We start from the raw sequence: 20770 nt of genomic DNA, 5'->3' as shown, positions 1-20770 counted from the left end.
GATCAGGCGTCCTGCGGCTCCACCGTCACCGCCGTCCTCACCGAATTGGCGATGAAGCAATGGGTATGCGCCTGCTCGTGCAGGCGCGCCAGCGCCGCGGCGTCCGGCGCCTGGCCTTCGAAGACGATGCGCGGGCGCAGCACGACCTGGGTGACGGCCAGGCGGCCGTCCTCGTTCTTGCCCATGGTGCCGACCGCGTCGTCCTCGTAGCGATCGATCACCAGCCCCTTCTTCGCCGCGATCGCCAGCAGGGTCAGCATGTGGCAGGACGACAGGGCCGCGACCAGGGCCTCTTCCGGATCCACGCCCTCGGCGCTGCCCAGATAGCCGGGCGCCGCCGAGGCGCGCAGGCGCTGGCCGCCGTCGAACTGCCAGTCGTGATCGCGGGAATAGCTGTCGTAGTCGAAGGGCTTGCCCTCGCGCGTCCAACGGATCGAGGCCAGGTGCTGGGACATGGGTGGGTTCCTGTGGGGAGGGGAGGGATTCTGCTGGTTTGTGCGCATGCCTGCCAATGAATCCACGGATCCGGCGACACGTACCGTTCTGGTCGTGGGCGCCAATGGGTTTTCATCGTGAGGCACATCGCATAAGGCGTGCCGGCGTCCGCGCGCGGCCGTCAATCCGCGGCTTGCGCCGTGGCGCGCTTGGCGAACTCGAAGGTGTCCTCGATCGCCTGCCGCGACCAGGCGGTATCGTCATGCCAATCGAATGCGTGCCGTGCTTCGGGCAGGTTGACGACGGTGATCGGGACGTTGCGGCGCAGGGCGTTCGAGGCGAAGGATCCGATGCCCTGATTGATCTCCGCCGTGTCCTTGCCTGCGCGGACGATCAGCATGGGCGGCGAAGACGCCGTGCCGCTGGCCAGCACGGCATCGACGGGAATGAAGCGGCGCGTCCAGTCGGAGGGCGCATCGGCGAAGGCGGTGAACACGGGGTAGAAGCCGATCGCGCAGCGCAAGGCGGGCGCCTGTGGCGCGAAGGCCAGCGACAACAGGCGTCCGCCCGCGGAGAATCCCCACAGGCAGGTCCGCTCCCGGTCCGCGACGTCGACGCGCTCCTGAAGCTGTTCGAGCAGGGATTGCACGTCGCCGTATCCCGACTCGATGCCGGCGTTGGTGCGCGGAAAGCGCTTGGCCGTCACGACAGCGGCGAATCCGCGCTGCGCCGCGAGGCGGCCCAGGTCGGCGTACGCGCCCCAGGCGCGCGGGTCGTCGTTTCCGCTCAGCAGGACCAAGGTGGCGCGTCTTCCCGCGCGCGTGCCGTCGTAATAGACGTCGAAGGGCAGCACCGTGCCGTCCGTGGCCGTGTACGAGGATTTGCGGACCTCCACGGCGGCCGCCGACGGGCGCAGCACCGTGCGCGACCGGGCCGGATCGCCCTGCGCCTGTGCGCCGAAGCAGACCGCCAGCGGCAGTATCGCTCCCACGAGCCAATGCCTGCGCATTCCCGACTCCCGTAAGGCCCGGGCCGACTCTACTCCCGCGTGCGCGCGATGCGCACGGTCGAAAGTCATGTCCGGCGCCTTCGCGCGGTGCGCAGGCTCAGTCCTCGCCGATGTCCTCGTTCCACACCTCGGGATTGGCTGCGATCCAGTCGCCGAGCATGGCGACGCATTCCTCGCTGGCCAGGTCGATCACCTTGACGCCGTTCTCGCGCAGCCAATCCAGGCCGCCGGCGAAGTTGACCGATTCGCCGACCACCACGGTGCCGATGTTGAACTGGCGCACCAGGCCGCTGCAGTACCAGCACGGGGCCAGCGTGGTGACCATGATGGTGTCCTTGTAGCGGCGCTGGCGGCCGGCCTTGCGGAAGGCGTCGGTCTCGCCGTGCACGGAAGGATCGCCTTCCTGCACGCGGCGGTTGTGGCCGCAGCCGAGCAGGCGGCCGTCCTCGTGGTAGAGCGCGGCGCCGATCGGGATGCCGCCCTCGGCCAGGCCCTGGCGGGCTTCGCGGATGGCGGTGTCGAGCAGGGCGCGGTAGTCGGGCGTGGCGATCATGGTCGGGTTTCGCGCGGAAGGAATGGGGCAGTCTGCCGCTCCCGCGCCGCTGCGTCGAGCGGCGGGCACGGGCGCGGCGGGGATGCGATAATCGCCGCATGAGCGAGCCCGCAGACAAGAAGCCCGAAACCACCCACTTCGGCTACCGCGAAGTGCCCGTGGGCGAGAAGCAGAAGCTGGTCGGCCAGGTGTTCTCCTCGGTCGCCGGCAACTACGACCTGATGAACGACCTGATGAGCCTGGGCATCCATCGGGTGTGGAAGCGCTATTTCGTCGCCACCGCGCAGGTCAAGCGCGGCGACCGCGTGCTCGATCTGGCTGGCGGCACCGGCGACATCGCCGCGCTGCTGAAGAATCGCGTCGGCGAGGCCGGGGAACTGGTGCTGGGCGACATCAACGGCGAGATGCTGCGCGTGGGCCGCGACCGCATGACCGACCGCGGCAACGTGCGCGGTTTCGAGTACGTGCAGTGCAACGCCGAGCGCCTGCCGTTCCCGGATGCCAGCTTCGACCTGGTCACCATCGCCTTCGGCCTGCGCAACGTCACCGACAAGGCGGCCGCGCTGCGCGAGATGCTGCGCGTGCTCAAGACCGGCGGACAGGCGCGGGTGCTGGAGTTCTCGGAAGTGAAGGCCGACTGGTTCAGGCCGATCTACGATTTCCATTCCTTCAACGTGCTGCCGCGCCTGGGCAAGCTGTTCGCCCAAGACGCCGACAGCTACCAGTACCTGGCCGAGTCGATCCGCAAGCATCCGCCGCAGGACGCGCTCAAGGCGATGATGGAAGAGGCCGGCTTCGCGCGTTGCGGCTACAAGAACCTGTCGGCCGGGATCGTGGCGATCCACAGCGGCTACAAGGTCTGAGGCGCGCACGATGAGCCTGGAATCGGTGCGCGCGTTCCTGGCCGAACGGGCGCCGGACCTGCAGGTCATCGAATCCGAGGGCTCCACCGCGACCGTGCACGAAGCGGCGCAGATGCACGGCGTCGAGCCCGGCCGCATCGCCAAGACCCTGGCCTTCCGCGGTCCCGACGACCGCGCCTTCCTGGTGGTGGTGCGCGGCGACGCGCGCATCGACAACGCCAAGATGAAGGCCGCCTTCAACGGCCGCACCAAGATGCTCGATCCGGCGCAGGTGCTGGCCCTCACCGGCCATCCGGTCGGTGGCGTGTGCCCGTTCGGCCTGGTGACGCCGTTGCCGGTGTACTGCGATGCCTCGCTGCGCGCCTTCGACGAGGTGGTGCCGGCCGCGGGCGCCACCAACAGCGCGGTGCGCCTGTCGCCCGAGCGTCTGGCCGCGCTGGCCGACGGGCAATGGGTGGACGTCTGCCAGCCGTCGGCCTGAGGCGCTGCGCGGCCCGGGGCGTTCCCGACGACGGCGGGAACGCCGTACGAATCGTTAACGATTGCCGGCGCGTCCTTGCCCGGCGGCCACATGCTCTAGAATCGACGGTCTCCGTTCGTTTCCGGAACCGTCCATGCGTCGTTTTGCCTTGTTGCTGTCCTGCCTGGCCGTCGTGGCCGCAGGCTGTTCGAACGAATCCGCTCCCTCGCCGGGAGCCCCCGCGCCCGCCAAGCCCGCCGCCAAGATGAAGGTCGAACGCGACGAGCACTCCTACGCCGAGGCCGACAAGGTCGCGATCACCGATCTCGCCCTCGATCTCAAGCTCGACTTCGACGCCAAGACGCTCAGCGGCACGGCCACCTACACCCTGGAGTGGAAGGACAAGGCCGCCAAGCAGCTGGTGCTGGACACGCGCGACCTGAGCATCGACAAGGTCGAGGGCGAGGACGCCGCCGGGCAGTGGCAGCCGCTGCAGTACGGGCTGGCCAAGCGCGACGACATCCTCGGCAGCAAGTTCACCATCGAGACGCCGGCGCAGAACGCGCACGTGCGCGTGACCTACACCACCTCGCCCGAGGCCTCCGGCCTGCAGTGGCTGGACGCGGCGATGACCGAGGGCAAGAAGCTGCCCTTCATGTTCAGCCAGTCGCAGCAGATCCACGCGCGCAGTTGGGTGCCGCTGCAGGACACGCCGAGCGTGCGCTACACCTACAGCGCGCACGTGGCGACGCGTCCCGACGCGATGGTGCTGATGAGCGCCGACAACGACCCCAAGGCGGCGCGCGATGGCGACTACAGCTTCAAGATGCCGCAGAAGATCCCCTCCTACCTGATGGCGATCGCCGCCGGCGACCTGGTGTTCGAGCCGCTGTCGCAGCGCTCGGGCGTGTGGGCCGAGCCGGCGATGGCGAAGAAGGCAGCCAAGGAGTTCGAAGACACCGAGAAGATGATCGAGACGGCCGAGAAGCTCTACGGCCCCTACCGCTGGGAGCGCTACGACATTCTGGTGCTGCCGCCGTCCTTCCCCTACGGCGGCATGGAGAACCCGCGCCTGACCTTCGCCACGCCGACGGTGATCGTGGGCGACAAGTCGCTGGTCTCGCTGGTCGCGCATGAGCTGGCGCACAGCTGGTCGGGCAACCTGGTGACTTTCGCCAGCGCCAAGGACGCCTGGCTCAACGAAGGCTTCACCAGCTACGTCGAGAACCGCATCGTCGAGGCGCTGTACGGCAAGGAACAGGCCGACATGGAGCGCGTGATCGCGCGCAACGAGCTCAAGGCCGAGTTCAAGACCGTCGCGCCGAACCTGCAGGTGCTGGCCGAGAAGCCGGGCGACCTCAAGGACCCGGACAACAGCTCGGCCTCCACCGTCTACACCAAGGGCGCCTGGTTCCTGCAGTTCCTGGAGGAGCGCTTCGGCCGCGCCGACTTCGACGCCTTCCTGCGCGGCTACTTCGACCACTTCGCCTTCCAGAGCATCAACAGCCAGCAGTTCGCCGACTACGCCAAGGCCAACCTGCTCGCCAAGCATCCGGACAAGGTCTCGCAGGCCGACTTCGACGCCTGGCTGTACGAGCCGGGCATCCCGCCGACCGCGCCGCAGGTGCTGGCCGCGCGCTTCGGCATCGTCGATTCCGCGCGCCTGGCCTGGCTCGGCAGCGGCCAGCTGCCGCCGCCGGCGATCACCGGCGCCTGGAGCACGCACGAGTGGGTGCATTTCATCGAGGGCCTGCCGGCCACGCTCAAGCCCGAGCAGCTGGCCCAGCTCGATGCCGCCTACCGCTTCACCGGCACGGCCAACGGCGAGATCGCCCAGCGCTGGTATCCGCTGGCCGTGCGCAGCGGCTATGCCCAGGCCAACGAGGCGATCGCGGCCTTCCTGGAGCGGGTGGGGCGCCGCAAACTGATCGTGCCGACCTACGAGGAACTGGTGAAGACCGACGCCGGCCTGGCGCTGGCCAGACAGGTGTTCGCCAAGGCCAAGCCGGGCTATCACCCGATCACCACCGGGACGGTGCAGAAGCTGATCGACGAGGCCAAGCCGAAAGCCGCGCCCGCTGCGCAGCCCGCCGCCGAGCCAAAGCCGGCGACCTGAGGCCATGAACTGGCAGCTCGTGCTGATCGCGGTCGCCCTGCTGGCGGCCGCGTGGGCGCTGCTGCTGGCCTGGCGCCTGTGGCGCGATCCCTTCGCGCTAGTGCGCGCCGAGTACGCGCGCCAGCGCGCCGGCGCCGGGCTGAAGGCGCAGAGCGTGGTCATCGGCGGCAAGCGCTGGGCCTATGCCGAACGCGCCGCCGACCGATCCGGGGCACCGACGCTGGTGATGGTCCACGGCTACACCGGCAGCAAGGAAAACTGGTATCGCCTGGCGCAACGGCTGCGCGGGCGCTATCGGCTGGTCATTCCCGACCTGCCGGGCTGGGGCGAAAGCCAGCGCGATGCCGACGCCGACTACGGCTATGCCGCGCAGGCCGAGAACGTCGCCGCCTTCATCCGCGCGGTCTGCGGCGCGCCGGTGGTGCTGGTCGGCCATTCGATGGGCGGCGGCATCGCCGCGCTGACCGCGGCGCGGCATCCGGACCTGGTGGCGCGCGTGGCGCTGATCGACGCGGCCGGCGTGAACTTCGAGGAGAACGGCTTCGCCCGCGAGGTGCTGGCCGGCGGCAATCCCTTCGGGGTCACCGACGCGGCCTCGCTGCAGCGCTACCTCGGCATCGTGGTGCACGACCGCCGCGTCCTGCCGCCGATTCCCTGGCCGGTGTCGAACATCGTCATCGCCCAGCGCCGCGCCGACGGCGCCTTCGAGCAGTCCATCCTCGAGCACATCGGCCGCGGCGCCGACCAGTTCCTGCCGGGCGCGGAGGCGGCGCGGATTCGCCAGCCCGCCCTGCTGGTGTGGGGCGCGCACGATCAGGTGATCGATCCCAGCGCGATGGCCGCCTACGCCGCGCAGATCCCGCAGGCACGGCAGCTGCTGCTCGATCGCAGCGGCCATTCGCCCATCATCGAACAGCCCGACGAGGTCGCCGCCGCGGTGGCGGGCCTGGTCGAAGCCGCCGCCGGGCGCACGCCGGCGACCGAGACAGGAGCACCCGCATGACCCCGAACATCCCCTTGTCCGCCGCCCTGCTCGCCGTCGCGCTGGCCGGCGGTTGCCGCGACCGCGCCGCCGATGCCGCCGCGCAGGCGGCCGCCACGGCGGCCGCCAACGAGAAGGCGGCGCAGGAGAACGCCACCGGCTTCGACGATGCCGTGTCCAAGGAGAACTGGCCGCTGGCCAAGGCGCAGGCCGACGTACTGTTCGACCAGTTTCCCCAGACCGAGGCGGCCAAGCGCATCCGGCCGCGCTACGAGGAAGTGAAGGCCAAGGCCGAGGCCGCGCGCGAACAATCGCGGCTGGCCGCGCTGTGGAGCTACAACACCGAAACCGTGAAGGGCGGGCAGCAGCTGTCGGCGGCGATCTATTCGAAGGAGGAGGTCGATAGCGACGGCAGCGGCGCCAAGCCCGTGCGGCTGATCTTCCGCGACCATCCCGAATGGGGAAAGAGCAGCTACCTGGTGTTGCAGGCCGGCGACTTCGATTGCTACGGCGGCTGCAAGGTCAAGGTGAAGGTGGACGAGGCGGCGCCCAAGACGATGGCGGCCCTGCGGCCGAAGACCGACGATGCCATCGCCATGTTCGTCAACGACCAGCGCGCGCTGTGGCGCATGACCAGGGGCGCGAAGTCGATCGCGATCGAGTTCCCGGTGCGCGCCGGCGGCACGCGCACGGCGGTGTTCGAGGTGGGCGGATTGGATCGAGCCAAATTGCCCGCCTGGGGCGGCTGAGGTCGCGCTTTCCTGCGGTTTTTCTTGACAATGGCGCATTCATGTAATAGTTAATGCGCATGCCATCGCTGCGATGGCCACTGTCGAACCTCCCATGGATGGGACGGATGGAGATGGCAATGGACGACCAGAACGACGACAAGAAGACCCCCAAGCCTTCGCAGGATCCGCCCGCCGCCGGGCCGGGCGATCCGCCGGGCACGCGCATTCCCGAGATCTTCAAGACCGCCACGCCGCCCGTCGGGCTGGCCTGGCCCGGGCTGACGCTGTCGGGCGACGGCAGCGATTTCAATTCGCGCTTCGGCTTCAACGACAAGAACCAGCCGGTGTTCGACGCGATCGGGCGCTACGTGGACGGCCGCGGCGGCACCACGCTGGGCGGCTATTCCGGCAATTTCGGCGCCGGTACCCACGACCTGCTGTTCGGCACCACGCGCGGCAGTGGCACCTATGTCGGCGGCATCGGCCTGCACGGCAACGACCTGCTGTTCGCCGCCGGGGCGCAGGGCGGACGCGGCGAGCACCAGTTCCGCGGCGGCCTGTCGGGCAACGCCGGCACCGACGTCTACGCGCTGACCGGCAACTACAGCAACGGCCGCCAGCAGTTCGACCTCAATGCCAGCAGTACCCAGGGCGTGGGCCTGATCGATCTGACCGGCAAGGGCAAGATCGGCCGGGACGGCAGCTTCGACGGCAAGTTCAACTGGGACGAGGCGCAGGACAAGAGCGCGCTGAATCTCAACTACACCAATCCCCGCCAGCAGTTCGACCTGGCCGCGACCGACACCAAGGGCATGGGCTCCGTCGACCTGACCGGCAAGAGCAAGATCGGCGCCGACGGCAGCCTGGACGGCAAATTCAACTGGGACGAGGCGCAGGACAAGAGCGCGCTGAATCTCAACTACACCAATCCCCGCCAGCAGTTCGACCTGGCCGCGACCGACACCAAGGGCATGGGCTCCGTCGACCTGACCGGCAAGAGCAAGATCGGCGCCGACGGCAGCCTGGACGGCAAATTCAACTGGGACGAGGCGCTGGGCAAATCCTCGTTGAACCTGAACTACCTCAACCCGCGCCAGCAGTTCGGGTTGTCGGCCAGCGACACCAAGGGCGAGGGCCTGGTCGATGTGACCGGCAAGAGCAAGGTGGGCGCGGACGGCAGCATCGACGGCAAGTTCAACTGGGACGAGGCGCTGGGCAAATCCTCGTTGAACCTGATCTACCTCAACCCGCGCCAGCAGTTCGGGCTGTCGGCCAGCGACACCAAGGGCGAGGGCCTGGTCGACGTGACCGGCAAGAGCAAGGTGGGCGCCGACGGCAGCATCGACGGCAATTTCACCTGGGACGAGGCGCAGGACAAGACCGCGCTGAATCTCAACTATGCCAACCCGCGCCAGCAGTTCGGCGTGTCGGCCAGCGACACCAAGGGCGAGGGCCTGGTCGACGTGACCGGCAAGAGCAAGGTAGGCGCGGACGGCAGCATCGACGGCAAGTTCAACTGGGACGAGGCGCAGGACAAGACCGCGCTGAATCTCAACTATGCCAACCCGCGCCAGCAGTTCGGCGTGTCGGCCAGCGACACCAAGGGCGAGGGCCTGGTCGACGTGACCGGCAAGAGCAAGGTAGGCGCGGACGGCAGCATCGACGGCAAGTTCAACTGGGACGAGGCGCAGGGCAAGACCGCGCTCAATCTCAATTATCTCGATCCCCGCCGCGAGTTCGGCCTCGCGGCCAGCGACACCAAGGGCATGGGCTTCGTCGATGTCAGCGGCAAGGCGCAGATCGGCAGCGACGGCAATTTCACCGGCAAGTTCACCTGGGACGAGGCGCAGGGCAAGAACGCGCTGAACCTGGGCTACACCGATCCGCGCCGGCAGTTCGCCCTGGCCGCCAGCGACACCAAGGGCATGGGGGCCGTCGACTTCAGCGGCAAGAGCAAGATCGGCGCGGACGGCAACCTTGGCGGGCAGGTGGTCTGGAACGAGGCCCAGAGCAAGACCGACATCACCCTCGAGGGCGGCCGCGACGACCGCTTCAACCTGCAGCTCAAGGGCAGCTTCGAGCCCAAGGGCACCGGGATCGGCCTGAACGGCTGGGGCCGCTTCGGCGAGGAAGGCCGCTTCGACTTCAACTACCTGCGCGACCCGGCCGGCAACCAGACGCTGGGCACCAAGCTGCTGCTCGACGCGCGCAACCACGTCAACGTCGACTACAGCCGCACGGCCGACGGCTTCAAGCTGTCCGGCGGTTCGGGCTTCGCGCTGTCGGACCAGTGGTCGGGCGTGGCCAACGGCAAGTACAACAGCGCCGACAAGAGCTGGGACGCCTCGCTGGGCGTCAGCGGTCCCAACGACGCCAAGCTCAACGGCAACATCGGCAAGGGCGCCACCGGCGTCTACTTCGGCGCCAGCGGCGGCTACCAGTACGATCAGCTCGGCTCGCGGGTCGGCTTGAACCTCACGGTCGATCCCAACGACAAGTTCATCGCCGGCGCGGAGATCTCCAAGATGTTCCGCGACGAGTCGAAGCTCAAGGCGACCTTCTCGATCGAGGACAAGAAGGGCGAGCGCACCAACTTCAACCTGGGCGGCGAATACACCCGCAACAACGTCACCTATTCCGCGGGCGCGTTCTCCGACGGCAAGGATCACGGCTTCAAGGTCGGCATCAGCATCCCGCTGGGCGGCGGTGGCGGCAGCAGGCGCAGGATCGCGCCGGCGCCGGAGCTTCCCGAACCGCTCGGCAGGCCGGAGCTTTCCGATCGGTCGATGCCGGCGGCGGCGGAAACGGCCGATCCGGTGGACCGCGCGATGAAGACGCGCTCGGGCGAGGCGCAGCAGCTGTATTCCCAGGCCCGCGACAAGGTGGAGGGGCTCAATCGCGGCCTGCCGGCGGACAAGGCGCTGCCGGTCACCGAGACTGCGGCGAGCCTGGCGGTGCTGGCGGACAAGGGCGGCCTGCCCAAGATCGGCTACGTCGCGCTGGGCAAGCCGGTGAACGGCCAGCAGAACCTGTTCATCGGCCAGGAGCCGGACGTCTCGGCGCTGACGCCGGCCTCGAACAAGCTCAGCATCGACGCGCGCCAGGCCGCGACCACCCCGGCCCTGGAAAGCGTCGGCAAGCTGCCGGAGCGGGAAGTGCAGACGCAGCCGCAGCCGCAATCCCAGGCGCCGGCGCAGAACGGGCCGGAGCAGGCCGCGCCGGAACAGGGTGGTCAGCCGCGGCGCTAGCGGCGACCTCGGACGGAAACCGCGCCGCGCCCTCGCGCCGGCGCGGGCATTGACCTGGCGCTGCATCGCGGCCGGGTTGGCAGCAGTGGACGGATGCGCCGCGGGAGCTCCTCCGGCAGCGGCACCTGATCCTGGGCGAGACATCTGAACGGATTCATGGAGAATCCACTCGATCCGCACCGGATTCTTGCTAGCCTCGCGCCTGTCCACGAAGGGAGCGGCCTCCATGCCCAGGAGGCAAACGTTTCGAAGATGGCGTTTCTACGGCAGCATCGCCCTGGCCGTATGCCTGGCCGTGATCGGCTTGCCGGTGGCCGTTTACCTCGCCGCGCAGCAGCTGTCGATGACCATCGAGCGCAACATCGCCGCGGGCTACGCGCAGGACGTGCTCGTGCGTTCCGAGCGCATGTCGCGCTCGTTGCGGCAGGGCTTTGCGATCCTGGAGGCCAGGCGCGGCGCGGGACCCTGCGCGCAGGCCAGCGTCGATGCGATGCGGCAGATCACCTTGATGTTTCCGGAATTCGTCGCGGCCGGATACCTGCAGGGGGACCGGTTGTTGTGCTCGTCCCTGCCGTTCCCGGACCGGGCGATCTCCCTGGGGGAGGCCGACTTCCATGGCCAGTTCAACGTCAGGACGCGGGTGACGCTCCCGTACGCGCCCAAGGCCTCGCTGATGGCGGTGGAGCGCGACGGATATGTCCTCTTCATCTTTCCGTCCCACGTGATGGACATTCCCATCGATTCCAGGGCGGTCGTCGCCACCTATTCGACGATCGCCAGGCGGATCAGGACATCGAGGGGACGGATCAGCCAGGCCTGGATCGCGGCCGGCGAACGCGGGCGCGAGAGGACGTTCATCGACGGCGGGTTCGCGGTCGCCGTCGTGGAGTCGAAGACCTATCCGACCGGCGTGGTGGTCGCGTACCCGCTGCAGATACGCGAGTGGACCTGGCGGGAGCTGGTGACCGCGGTCACCGCGCTTGCCATCGTCGCCGGAGTCGGCGTGGCGACATGGATCCTGTTCGTCGCGCGCGGGATGCTCGGCGTGTCCGGGCTCTCGCTGCGGCGGGCACTGCGCAAGGGAGAGTTCGAGCTGTTCTACCAGCCCATCGTCGACCTGGAGACGCGCCAGTGGGTGGGCGCCGAGGCGCTGCTGCGCTGGCAGCGCGCGGACGGGCGCAGCGAGGATCCGGCTCTGTTCGTGCCCGTGGCCGAGCGACAGGGACTGTCGCGCAGGCTCACCGCCCGCGTGCTCGAACTGGCGGCGCGCGATGCGGCCGCGTTCTTCGCCGCGAGGCAGGGCTTCTTTCTGGCCCTCAATCTGGCGGCCGGCGACCTGGAGTCGCCGGACCTGGTCGCGCAGCTGAAAAACACCCTGCTCTCGGGCACGGGGGCGGACGCCGGTAGCTTCCATGTCGAGATCACCGAGCACAGCCTGTTGTCCGCGAGCCTGGCCGACGGCGCGATCGAGGCCATCCGCGCGCTGGGAATGCGCGTGGTCATCGATGATTTCGGGACCGGATTTTCCAACCTGCGCTATCTGGCCTCCTATCCCCTGGACGGCCTGAAGATAGACCGCTACTTCGTGCAGATGGCGGATCGGACAGGGCCGGCGCGCGAGGTCGTGCTGCACATGATCGACCTGGCCGAATCCCTGCATCTGCACATCGTCGCCGAAGGGATCGAGACCGAGGCGCAGGCGGAAACCCTGCGCGCGCATGGCGTACGCATGGGGCAGGGCTGGCTGTTCGCGCGGGCGCAGGACGCGCAGAGCCTGCTCCGCGGGCTGGTGGCGTCCCCGTCCGGCACCGGGGCGCCGGCGCGGCACGACCCGGCGCAGGCCGCGCCGGGACAGGATGGCCAGCCGCGGCGCTAGGCCGTGGCGACCCCGGACGGAAACCGCGCCGCGCCCTCGCGCCGGCGCGGCCGCCTCATTTCAGGACGGCGTCGAAGAACGCCACCGCGTCGGCATTGACCTGGCGATGCACCGCGGCGCGGTCGACGCCGGGCGGGTCGGTGCAGATCTGCGGCACCGCCTCGGCCAGCGCCTGCGGGCAGGGCGGCAGGAAGACGTAGTGCTCGGCGCCCTCGATCTCGCGATAGCGGTACAGGTTGGGCAGCAGCGGGCGGATGCGCCGCGCGTTCTCCTCCGGCAGCAGCACCTGGTCCTTGGACGAGGCGTAGAGGAACACCGGATTGCGCACGTCCTTCAGGTCGTTATCGCCGATGATCAGGCTCAGCGGCGCCATCGAGAAGGCGGCGCGCACGCGCGCATCGACGGTCGGCGGCGGGTCCTTGATCGTGTACGGATTCCAGTTCGGCGGCGCCACCGCGCCGGTCGGGCAGACCTCCGGGGTCTTGGGGTACTTCTCGCAGAACGACTTGAAGCGCCAGAAGTCGGCATGGGCGCCGACCAGCAGCAGGGCGGTGTAGCCGCCGGCGGAAAAGCCGGCCGCGCCGATGCGCCCGGCGTCCAGGTGGCCCTTGAGCCGCGGGTCGGCCAGGGCCGCGCTGATCGTGGCGCTGGCCTGCCAGGCGCGGCCGAGCAGCACGCGGTCGGTGCCGGCACCGGAAAGATCGTCGTAGCTGTCGCCGGTCTGGTCGGGCATCGCGACCGCGTAGCCGTGCCGCGCCAGCGCCTCGGCCAGGTCGTGGTGGCCGAACTTGCTGCCGCCATGGCCGTGCGAGAGCAGGATCAGCGCATGCCGGCCCTTGGCGATCGGCGCGTCCAGCTGCGCCTGCACCGCGTACGGGCCCATCTGCGTGACCGCATCGGGCCTGGCGGCGGCGGGGTAGATGACCGCGAACGGCACGTCGGTGCCGGTCACCGGCTCGTGGGTCTTGAGCAGGCGCAGGCCGAGGCCTTCGGCCTGCGCGCTGCCGGCGGCGAGCGTCAGCAGCAGGAGAAGCACGTGGGCGGCGCGGGGCATGGCGGAACTCCTGACGGTGTCGATGCGCGGCCGGGCCGCCGTGCGCCTACAGCGCGTAGCCGAACTGCTGCTTGAACTGCTCGGCGAACTCGTCGTAGTCGAAGCGCTGGTTCTGCGTGCCGGGGTGTTCCACCTTCAGCGCGCCCATCAGGTTGCCGATGCGGCCGATGGTGACCCAGTCGTAGCCGCGCTCGATGCCGAACAGCAGGCCGGCGCGGAAGGCGTCGCCGCAGCCGGTCGGGTCGGTGACGCGGCGCTCGTGCGCGGGCGGGATGTCGTAGGTCTTGCCGCCGGCGTAGATCACCGCGCCCTTGGGGCCGCGGGTGGCGATGTAGGCCTTCACCTTGCCGGCGATCTCCTTCTCGCCGTACCCGGTGCGCTCCTGCAGCAGGTTGGACTCGTAGTCGTTGACGGTGACGTAGTCGGCCTGGTCGATGAAGGCGCGCAGCTCGGCGCCGTTGAACAGCGGCATGGCCTGGCCGGGGTCGAAGATGAAGGGGATGCCCGCCTCGTTGAATTCCTTGGCGTTCTGCAGCATGCCCTCGTAGCCGTCGGGACTGACGATGCCGATGGTGACGTCCGGAACGTCGCGCACGTGGTTCTCGTAGGAGCGCATCATCGCGCCCGGATGGAAGGCGGTGATCTGGTTGTTGTCGTGGTCGGTGGTGATGAAGGCCTGCGGCGTGAACAGCTCCGGGATCTCCTTGACGTGGTCGAGGGTGATCTGCATTTCCTGGAAATGTTCGCGGTAGGGCGCGAAGTCCTGGCCCACGGTGGCCATCGGCACCGGGTTGCCGCCGAGCAGCTTGAGGTTGTAGGCGATGTTGCCGGCGCAGCCGCCGAATTCGCGGCGCATGCGCGGCACCAGGAACGAGACGTTCAGGATGTGCACCTTGTCCGGCAGGATGTGGTTCTTGAACTGGTCGGGGAACACCATGATGGTGTCGTAGGCCAGGGAACCGCAGATCAGTGCAGCCATGCTCGAACTCGCCGTCGGTCGTCCAAAGCGGGGTAGGGTAAGCCAAGGCGCGCGATGCCGCCACGCGTCCGGCCGCGGCCGCCGGGCCGGGACGGGGCGGGCGGCCCGCAGGGGGGCAGGCGGCGACGGCGGCGACGGCGCAAAAAATCCCGTCAAGGCAGCGCTTTTTTGCTAGGCTAACCGCCCTTTTCCCCAGCCCCCCCCAACGGACATTCTCCCCCGATGTTCAAGAAGTTCCGCGGCCTGTTCTCCAACGACCTGTCCATCGACCTGGGCACGGCCAACACCCTGATCTTCGTCCGCGGGCAGGGCATCGTGCTCAACGAGCCGTCGGTGGTGGCGGTGCGCCAGGACCGCGCCGGCGGCCCCAAGACGGTGGCCGAGGTCGGCACCGCCGCCAAGCAGATGCTCGGCCGCACCCCCGGCCACATCACCACCCACCGGCCGATGAAGGACGGCGTGATCGCCGACTTCACCTATACCGAGGAAATGCTCAAGCATTTCATCCGCAAGGTGCACAAGTCGCGCTTCCTGCGCCCCAGCCCGCGCGTGCTGATCTGCGTGCCCTGCGGGTCCACCCAGGTGGAGAAGCGCGCGATCAAGGAATCGGCCCTGGAGGCCGGCGCCCGCGACGTCTCCCTGATCGAGGAGCCGATGGCCGCCGCGATCGGCGCCGGCATGCCGGTGACCGAGGCGCGCGGCTCGATGGTCGTGGACATCGGCGGCGGCACCACCGAGGTGGCGGTGATCGCGCTCAACGGCATCGTCTACTCGCAGTCGGTGCGCATCGGCGGCGACCGCTTCGACGAGGCCATCATCAACTACGTGCGCCGCCACCACGGCATGCTGATCGGCGACACCACCGCCGAGAAGATCAAGATCGACATCGGCTGCGCCTACCCGCAGGAGCGCGTGCTGGAGATGGAAGTCTCCGGCCGCCACCTGGCCGAGGGCGTGCCGAAGATGGTCAAGATCAACTCCAGGGAAGTCCTGGAGGCCCTGCGCGAGCCGCTGTCGGGCATCGTCAGCGCGGTCAAGCAGGCCCTGGAGCAGACCCCGCCGGAGCTGTGCGCGGACGTGGCCGAGCTCGGCATCGTGCTCACCGGCGGCGGCGCGCTGCTGCGCGACCTCGACCGCCTGCTGAGCGAGGAAACCGGCCTGCACGTGCAGGTGGCCGAGGATCCGCTGACCTGCGTGGCGCGCGGCGGCGGGCGCGCGCTGGAACTGCTGGACACGCACGGCAACGAATTCTTCGCGTACGAGTGATCCGGGCGCGGCGCCGGCGCGCCGCTTCGGACAAGCGCCATGCGAGCCGTGCCGGGCGCAGCGAGGCATCCGCTGCCTGCAACGTGTCCTGAAACCTGTTTCCCGAAGCCCGTCCCGCGCTACGCTCGGGATTGAGACCCTCCCGTCACGCCCGTGCCCGCCTACGCCAGCCCAACTCCGAGCAACACCGGCGATGTCGCCAGCACGTTGCGGCTGCTGGCGTTCCTGGCGCTGTCGATCGCGCTGATCGTGCTCGACCATCGCGGCGGCTGGCTGTCGGCGTTCCGCGCCCAGGCCAACGTGGCGGTGCAGCCGCTGTGGTGGCTGGCCGGGCTGCCGGCGCGGCTGGGCGACAGCATGCGCGAGGACGCGGCGACGCGCACCCGGCTGAGCGAGGAGAACCGCCGCCTGCGCAACCAGATCCTGGTCGGCAACGCGCGCCAGGCGCGGCTGCAGGTGGCGGCGGCGGAGAACGAGCGCCTGCGCGGCCTGCTCGGCGCGGCCGGGCGCGGCGGCCTGGACGTGCAGCTGGCGCCGATCCTGGACATCGACCTCGATCCGACCCGGCAGCGCCTGATCCTCAACGCCGGCAGCCGCAACGGCGTGCGCCTGGGCCAGAGCGTGATCGATGCCGGCGGCCTGGTCGGCCAGATCATCGAGGTCACCCCGACCACGGCCACGGTGCTGCTGATCACCGATCCCGATCACGCCGTGCCGGTGGCGGTGGCGCGCAACGGCGTGCGCCTGATCGCCTACGGCAAGGGCCGCAGCGACGAGCTCGACCTGGCCAACATCCCCCTCTCCAGCGACGTGAAGGAGGGCGACGTGATCATCACCTCCGGCATCGGCGGGCGCTTCCCGGCCGGCTTCCCGGTCGGGGAGGTGGCGGAGCTGCATCCCGACGACAGCCGCGCCTTCCTGGTCGGCAAGCTCAAGCCCGCCGCCCAGCTCGACCGCGGCCGCGACGTGCTGCTGCTGCGCAGCGTCGCGGCGGCCGCCGCCACGGCGGCGCCGGTGGCGACATCGCCGATGCCGCTCGATCCGGTGTCGGCGGCCACCGCCACGCGCGTCGAGCTGCCCGCGCAGACGCCCGCGCCGGCAGGCGCCGGCACGCAGGCGGGCGGGCAAGGCGCCGCTGCGCCCGCGCCGTCTCCGGCACCGCCGCCTTCCCAGGGGCCGGCCCGATGAGCCGCGCCCGCCGCGGCTGGCTGCTGCCGGTCAGCGTGCTGCTGGCCCTGCTGCTGGGCCTGCTGCCGCTGCCGGCCGGGCTGCAGCCGTTCCGGCCGTACTGGCTGGCGCTGGTGGTGGCCTATTGGGTGATCGAGACGCCCGAGCGCGCCGGCCTGGGGTTCGCCTTCGCCATGGGCGTGCTCGGCGACCTGGCCTTCGGCGGCATCCTCGGCGAGCAGGCGCTGCGCATGACGGTGATGGCCTTCATCCTGCAGCGCTTCCGCTCGCAGCTGCGCTTCTTCCCGCTGTCGCAGCAGGCGCTGGCGATCGGCGGCCTGCTGCTCAACGACCGCGTGGTGACCGCGGCCGTGCACCTGGCGCTGGGCGTGCCGCAGCTGGCCTGGGGCTACTGGTGGGCGCCGCTGATCGGCATGCTGCTGTGGGCGCCGCTGTTCCTGCTGTTCGACGCGCTGCGCCTGGGACGGAACTAGACTGCGGTGATGCGTCAGCGGCGCCAGCGGATCAAGAACCAGGTCGCGGAAGCCGCGCAGTTCCGCCTGCGCGCGCTGCTCGGCTTCGCCGTGGTGCTGCTATGCCTGGGCGGGCTGGCGGGCTGGTACTTCAAGCTGCAGGTCGTCGACCACGCCGACTACGCCAGGCGCTCGGAGGCCAATCGGGTCAAGCCGCGCCCGGTGGTGCCCGCGCGCGGGCTGATCTACGACCGCAAGGGCCGCATCCTCGCCGACAACGTGCCGGCCTTCCGCCTCGACGTGGTGCCGGAAACGGCCGGCGACATCCCGACCCTGCTCGCGCGGCTGTCCAGGATGGTCGCGCTGACGCCGGAGGACATCGCCCAGTTCGAGCGCGCGCGCAAGGGCAACCGCAGCTTCCGTGCGGTCACGCTGAAGCTGCGGCTCACGCCCGACGAGATCGCGCGCTTCGCGGTCGACCAGTGGCGCTTTCCCGGCGTGACGGTCGAGCCCTACCTGACGCGGCGCTACCCCTACGGCGACCTGCTGGCGCACATCGTCGGCTACGTCGGCCGCACCGACGAGAAGGACATCGCCGCCTTCGGCGCCGAGCACGGCGTGTTCACCCACACCGGGCGCTCGGGCGTGGAGCGCTATTACGACGAGATCCTGCGCGGCAAGATCGGCTTCGAGGAGGTCAAGACCAATGTCGAGGGCCGCCCGCTCGGCCGCGTCGGCCGCGTGCCCGCCACCGCCGGCACCGATCTGCGCCTGTCGGTGGACATCGACCTGCAGCGTGCCATGGTCGCGGCCTTCGGCGACAACGACGGCGCCGCGGTGGCCATCGACCCCAAGACCGGCGAGATCCTCGCCATGGCCAGCCTGCCCAGCTACGACCCCAACCTGTTCGTCAACGGCATCTCCAACGCCGACTACCGCCGCCTGATGGACAACCCGTCGCGGCCGCTGTTCAACCGCAACGTGCTCGGCGGCGGCCCGCCCGGCTCGACGATCAAGCCGTTCGTGGCCCTGGCCGGCCTGGAGAGCGGCATGCGCCGGGCGCAGGACAAGGTCTTCTCCACCGGCGAGTTCCACATCCCCGGGCAGCGGCGCGGCTACCGCGACGCGCACGGCGGCGCGGGCTGGACCGACCTGCGCAAGTCGATCGCCGCCTCGGTGAACTACTACTACTACAAGCTCGCCTACGAGATGGGGATCGAGCGGTTCGACCGCTACATGCGCCGTTACGGCTTCGGCCAGCCGACCGGCATCGACATGGCCGGCGAGAACGACGGCATCGTGCCCTCGCCGGAGTGGAAGAAGAAGCGCAGCAAGGAGCCCTGGTACGCCGGCGAGACGGTGATCGCCGGCATCGGCCAGGGCTACTGGATCGCGACCACGCTGCAGCTGGCGCGCGGCGTGGCGGCGATCGCCGACGACGGGCAGCTGCGCCGCCCGCACCTGGCGCGCGACCGCCGCGACGGCTTCGACGCGCCGTGGGCCCCGATCGCGCAGCCCGTGCCCACGGCGCTGGCCGCCGATGTCGGGCACGTGCGCCAGATCCAGGGCGGCATGGAAGGCACGATCTACGATCCGGGCGGCACCGGGCGCGCGATGGCGCGCGGCGCCGCCTATCGCATGGCCGGCAAGACCGGCACGGCGCAGAAGATCAGCCGGCGCGGCAACGTCAGCCTCAACCCGCACAGCCTGCCGCTGCACCTGCGCCACCAGGCCTGGTTCGTCGGCTACGCGCCGGCCGAGGATCCGCAGATCGCGATCGCGGTGATCGTCGAGCACGGCGGCTTCGGCGGCAGCGCGGCGGCGCCGGTGGCGCGCAAGGTGTTCGACGCCTGGCTGCTGGGCAGGCTGCCGGAACCCGATGCGGACAGCGTGCCGTTCACCGCGCTCGGCGCCGAGGCCATCGCCGCCACCGACGCGGGGCGGATGCCGCCGCGCGCCGAGGACGCGGTGAAGGAACGCGCGCGCCGCTTCGTGCCCGTCTCCGGCGCCGCGCCCGCCGCCTCCGCGCCGGCGATGCCGGTGGAGTTCACCGGGGAAGAGGCGGCGCCCGATGCCGATCCCGACGCCGCTCCGGACGACGTCCCCGATCCGGAGGCCGTCGCGGCCAGCGGCGCCGACCCGCGGCCCGGAGCCACGCATTGAAGATCCTCCTGCGTTGGGCGAAGCGTCGCGTGCTCAGCGGACGCCATCAAGGCGTCTGCTGCGACGCTGAGCGCCCGGCCATGGATGGCCGGGCAGGGCGCTCCGGAGCCGACCAGGTCGCGCCAGGGATGGCGACGGAAGATATCCGGAGACAGGGCGCATGAGCATCATCCTGCGTTGGCTCCTGGAGATGTTCCTGCGCGTCACGCGCACGCTCGACTGGGCGCTGATCGCGCCGCTGGTGGCGCTGATGGCGATCGCGCTGGCCGTGCTCTACAGCGCCGGCGGCGAGAGCGGTTCGCAGCTGGTGCTGGCGCAGAGCGCGCGCTACGTGGTCGGTCTGGCCGCGATGTGGGCGCTGTCGTGGCTGTCGCCGCTGCGCCTGCGCGACGCCACGCCGACGGTGTTCGCCGCGACCCTGGTGCCGCTGCTGCTGGTGCTGGCGATCGGCACCGGCAAGCACGGCCGGCATTGGCTGGACCTGAAGCTGTTCTACTTCCAGCCCTCCGAACTGCTCAAGCTCAGCCTGCCGATGATGGCGGCCTGGTATCTGGACCGGCAGTGGCTGCCGCCGCGCGTGGGCACGGTGCTGGTCACCGCGCTCATCATCATCGTGCCCACGGGGCTGGTGATGCTGCAGCCGGACTTCGGCACCGCGATGCTGGTCCTGATCAGCGGCGCGTTCGTGCTGTTCCTGGCCGGACTGCCGTGGTGGTGGTTCGCGCTCGGCTTCGGCGGCGTGGCGGCGGCGGCGCCGGTGGCCTGGTTCTGGTTCCTGCGGCCCTACCAGAAGGACCGCATCCTCACCTTCCTCGACCCCGAATCCGATCCGCTGGGCACCGGCTGGAACATCATCCAGTCGAAGATCGCGATCGGCTCCGGCGGCATGACCGGGCAGGGCTGGGGGCAGGGATCGCAGTCGCACCTGAACTACCTGCCCGAGCACACCACCGACTTCATCTTCGCCGTGCTGTCGGAGGAATTCGGCTGGGCGGGCGTGGCGGTGGTGCTGGCGCTGTACCTGTTCATCGTCGGCCGCTGCCTGTGGATCGCGGCCGAATCGCGCGACGGCTATTCGCGCCTGCTCGCCGGCAGCCTCGGCCTGGCCTTCTTCGTCTACGTGATCGTCAACGGCGGCATGATCTCCGGCCTGCTGCCGGTGGTCGGCGTGCCGATGCCCCTGCTCAGCTACGGCGGCACCGCGGCGGTGTCCCTGCTGGCCGGCATCGGCGTGGTGATGGCCGTGCGCAACCATCGCCCGATCCACGCCTGAACGCGCATCGGCTCGTTCGTTTCGAGCGTCTCCGCTTCTGTCCGAATCCCGATTTATTCATGTGACGGGTCCGTGAGATCGCGTCCGGATCGCGATTGCTAGAGTCCGATCGCCACGCATGT

Annotated in this window: 17 protein-coding genes; 12 read left to right on the top strand and 5 right to left on the bottom strand. The window is 69.8% G+C overall.

What is annotated here, in order from left to right:
- Positions 1 to 2 precede the first annotated feature (2 nt).
- The 3 genes from MD221_RS14325 to MD221_RS14315 form a co-directional block, all read right to left on the bottom strand.
- Entirely contained in the window at positions 3 to 455 is a 453-nt protein-coding gene (locus MD221_RS14325; protein ID WP_242112535.1) for an OsmC family protein, read from the bottom strand.
- 161 nt (positions 456 to 616) lie between these two features.
- A complete protein-coding gene (locus tag MD221_RS14320; RefSeq protein ID WP_242112534.1) occupies positions 617 to 1426 on the bottom strand; it encodes an alpha/beta hydrolase in 810 nt (269 codons plus the stop codon).
- Positions 1427 to 1541: 115 nt separating this feature from the next.
- On the bottom strand, positions 1542 to 1997 hold the full coding sequence (locus tag MD221_RS14315) for a nucleoside deaminase (RefSeq protein ID WP_242112533.1): 456 nt from the start codon (positions 1995 to 1997) through the stop codon (positions 1542 to 1544).
- 98 nt (positions 1998 to 2095) lie between these two features.
- On the opposite strand from MD221_RS14315, the gene ubiE reads away from it, so the two are divergent.
- The 7 genes from ubiE (at position 2096) to MD221_RS14280 (ending at position 12273) form a co-directional block, all read left to right on the top strand.
- Entirely contained in the window at positions 2096 to 2860 is a 765-nt protein-coding gene (ubiE, locus tag MD221_RS14310; protein ID WP_242112532.1) for a bifunctional demethylmenaquinone methyltransferase/2-methoxy-6-polyprenyl-1,4-benzoquinol methylase UbiE, read from the top strand.
- Positions 2861 to 2870: 10 nt separating this feature from the next.
- The gene (locus MD221_RS14305; protein WP_242112531.1) at positions 2871 to 3341 is read left to right on the top strand and encodes a YbaK/EbsC family protein; all 471 of its coding nucleotides are present in this window, start codon (positions 2871 to 2873) and stop codon (positions 3339 to 3341) included.
- 133 nt (positions 3342 to 3474) lie between these two features.
- Positions 3475 to 5436 (top strand): M1 family metallopeptidase, encoded by a 1962-nt coding sequence (locus MD221_RS14300; protein ID WP_242112530.1) that lies wholly within the window; start codon positions 3475 to 3477, stop codon positions 5434 to 5436.
- 4 nt (positions 5437 to 5440) lie between these two features.
- Positions 5441 to 6439 carry an alpha/beta fold hydrolase gene (locus tag MD221_RS14295; RefSeq protein ID WP_242112528.1) on the top strand — a complete coding sequence of 333 codons (999 nt, stop codon included), beginning with the start codon at positions 5441 to 5443 and terminating at the stop codon, positions 6437 to 6439.
- Positions 6436 to 7167, top strand: coding sequence for a hypothetical protein (locus MD221_RS14290; RefSeq protein ID WP_242112527.1), 732 nt, complete (start codon positions 6436 to 6438; stop codon positions 7165 to 7167). Before MD221_RS14295 ends, MD221_RS14290 begins: the two co-directional genes overlap by 4 nt.
- Positions 7168 to 7286: 119 nt before the next feature.
- Positions 7287 to 10397, top strand: coding sequence for a translocation/assembly module TamB domain-containing protein (locus tag MD221_RS14285; RefSeq protein WP_242112526.1), 3111 nt, complete (start codon positions 7287 to 7289; stop codon positions 10395 to 10397).
- Positions 10398 to 10623: 226 nt separating this feature from the next.
- A complete protein-coding gene (locus MD221_RS14280) occupies positions 10624 to 12273 on the top strand; it encodes an EAL domain-containing protein (protein ID WP_242112525.1) in 1650 nt (549 codons plus the stop codon).
- 55 nt (positions 12274 to 12328) lie between these two features.
- On the opposite strand, the gene MD221_RS14275 is transcribed toward MD221_RS14280, so the two are convergent.
- A complete protein-coding gene (locus MD221_RS14275; protein ID WP_242112524.1) occupies positions 12329 to 13327 on the bottom strand; it encodes an alpha/beta hydrolase family protein in 999 nt (332 codons plus the stop codon).
- A 46-nt stretch (positions 13328 to 13373) separates the two neighbouring features.
- Positions 13374 to 14306, bottom strand: a complete 933-nt coding sequence (locus tag MD221_RS14270) for a carbohydrate kinase family protein (RefSeq protein ID WP_242112523.1) — start codon at positions 14304 to 14306, stop codon at positions 13374 to 13376.
- 222 nt (positions 14307 to 14528) lie between these two features.
- Here MD221_RS14270 and MD221_RS14265 point away from each other — a divergent pair, with 222 nt between their 5' ends.
- From MD221_RS14265 to rodA, 5 genes are all read left to right on the top strand, one after another.
- On the top strand, positions 14529 to 15572 hold the full coding sequence (locus tag MD221_RS14265) for a rod shape-determining protein (RefSeq protein ID WP_242112522.1): 1044 nt from the start codon (positions 14529 to 14531) through the stop codon (positions 15570 to 15572).
- A 153-nt stretch (positions 15573 to 15725) separates the two neighbouring features.
- Positions 15726 to 16760: a rod shape-determining protein MreC gene (mreC, locus tag MD221_RS14260; RefSeq protein WP_425602285.1), complete on the top strand. Its 1035-nt coding sequence runs from the start codon at positions 15726 to 15728 to the stop codon at positions 16758 to 16760.
- The gene (mreD, locus tag MD221_RS14255) at positions 16757 to 17233 is read left to right on the top strand and encodes a rod shape-determining protein MreD (RefSeq protein WP_425602284.1); all 477 of its coding nucleotides are present in this window, start codon (positions 16757 to 16759) and stop codon (positions 17231 to 17233) included. The genes mreC and mreD overlap by 4 nt, the downstream gene beginning before the upstream one ends.
- A 9-nt stretch (positions 17234 to 17242) precedes the next feature.
- A complete protein-coding gene (gene mrdA / locus MD221_RS14250) occupies positions 17243 to 19375 on the top strand; it encodes a penicillin-binding protein 2 (protein WP_242112520.1) in 2133 nt (710 codons plus the stop codon).
- A 160-nt stretch (positions 19376 to 19535) separates the two neighbouring features.
- Positions 19536 to 20648, top strand: a complete 1113-nt coding sequence (rodA, locus tag MD221_RS14245) for a rod shape-determining protein RodA (RefSeq protein ID WP_242112518.1) — start codon at positions 19536 to 19538, stop codon at positions 20646 to 20648.
- Positions 20649 to 20770 lie beyond the last annotated feature (122 nt).

Source organism: Luteimonas aquatica (assembly GCF_022662575.1).
GTDB classification, from domain to species: Bacteria; Pseudomonadota; Gammaproteobacteria; order Xanthomonadales; family Xanthomonadaceae; genus Luteimonas; species Luteimonas aquatica.
Note: the sequence above shows the minus strand (reverse complement) of the source record. Positions and strands in the feature narration are given on the sequence as shown.

What these genes read in the sequence shown, in the direction of transcription:
- MD221_RS14325 (WP_242112535.1), bottom strand. Translation starts at nt 455, where the DNA reads ATGTCCCAGCACCTGGCCTCGATCCGTTGGACGCGCGAGGGCAAGCCC.
- MD221_RS14315 (WP_242112533.1), bottom strand. Translation starts at nt 1,997, where the DNA reads ATGATCGCCACGCCCGACTACCGCGCCCTGCTCGACACCGCCATCCGC.
- ubiE (WP_242112532.1), top strand. Translation starts at nt 2,096, where the DNA reads ATGAGCGAGCCCGCAGACAAGAAGCCCGAAACCACCCACTTCGGCTAC.
- MD221_RS14305 (WP_242112531.1), top strand. Translation starts at nt 2,871, where the DNA reads ATGAGCCTGGAATCGGTGCGCGCGTTCCTGGCCGAACGGGCGCCGGAC.
- MD221_RS14300 (WP_242112530.1), top strand. Translation starts at nt 3,475, where the DNA reads ATGCGTCGTTTTGCCTTGTTGCTGTCCTGCCTGGCCGTCGTGGCCGCA.
- MD221_RS14295 (WP_242112528.1), top strand. Translation starts at nt 5,441, where the DNA reads ATGAACTGGCAGCTCGTGCTGATCGCGGTCGCCCTGCTGGCGGCCGCG.
- MD221_RS14290 (WP_242112527.1), top strand. Translation starts at nt 6,436, where the DNA reads ATGACCCCGAACATCCCCTTGTCCGCCGCCCTGCTCGCCGTCGCGCTG.
- MD221_RS14285 (WP_242112526.1), top strand. Translation starts at nt 7,287, where the DNA reads ATGGACGACCAGAACGACGACAAGAAGACCCCCAAGCCTTCGCAGGAT.
- MD221_RS14280 (WP_242112525.1), top strand. Translation starts at nt 10,624, where the DNA reads ATGCCCAGGAGGCAAACGTTTCGAAGATGGCGTTTCTACGGCAGCATC.
- MD221_RS14275 (WP_242112524.1), bottom strand. Translation starts at nt 13,327, where the DNA reads ATGCCCCGCGCCGCCCACGTGCTTCTCCTGCTGCTGACGCTCGCCGCC.
- MD221_RS14270 (WP_242112523.1), bottom strand. Translation starts at nt 14,306, where the DNA reads ATGGCTGCACTGATCTGCGGTTCCCTGGCCTACGACACCATCATGGTG.
- MD221_RS14265 (WP_242112522.1), top strand. Translation starts at nt 14,529, where the DNA reads ATGTTCAAGAAGTTCCGCGGCCTGTTCTCCAACGACCTGTCCATCGAC.
- mreD (WP_425602284.1), top strand. Translation starts at nt 16,757, where the DNA reads ATGAGCCGCGCCCGCCGCGGCTGGCTGCTGCCGGTCAGCGTGCTGCTG.
- mrdA (WP_242112520.1), top strand. Translation starts at nt 17,243, where the DNA reads ATGCGTCAGCGGCGCCAGCGGATCAAGAACCAGGTCGCGGAAGCCGCG.
- rodA (WP_242112518.1), top strand. Translation starts at nt 19,536, where the DNA reads ATGAGCATCATCCTGCGTTGGCTCCTGGAGATGTTCCTGCGCGTCACG.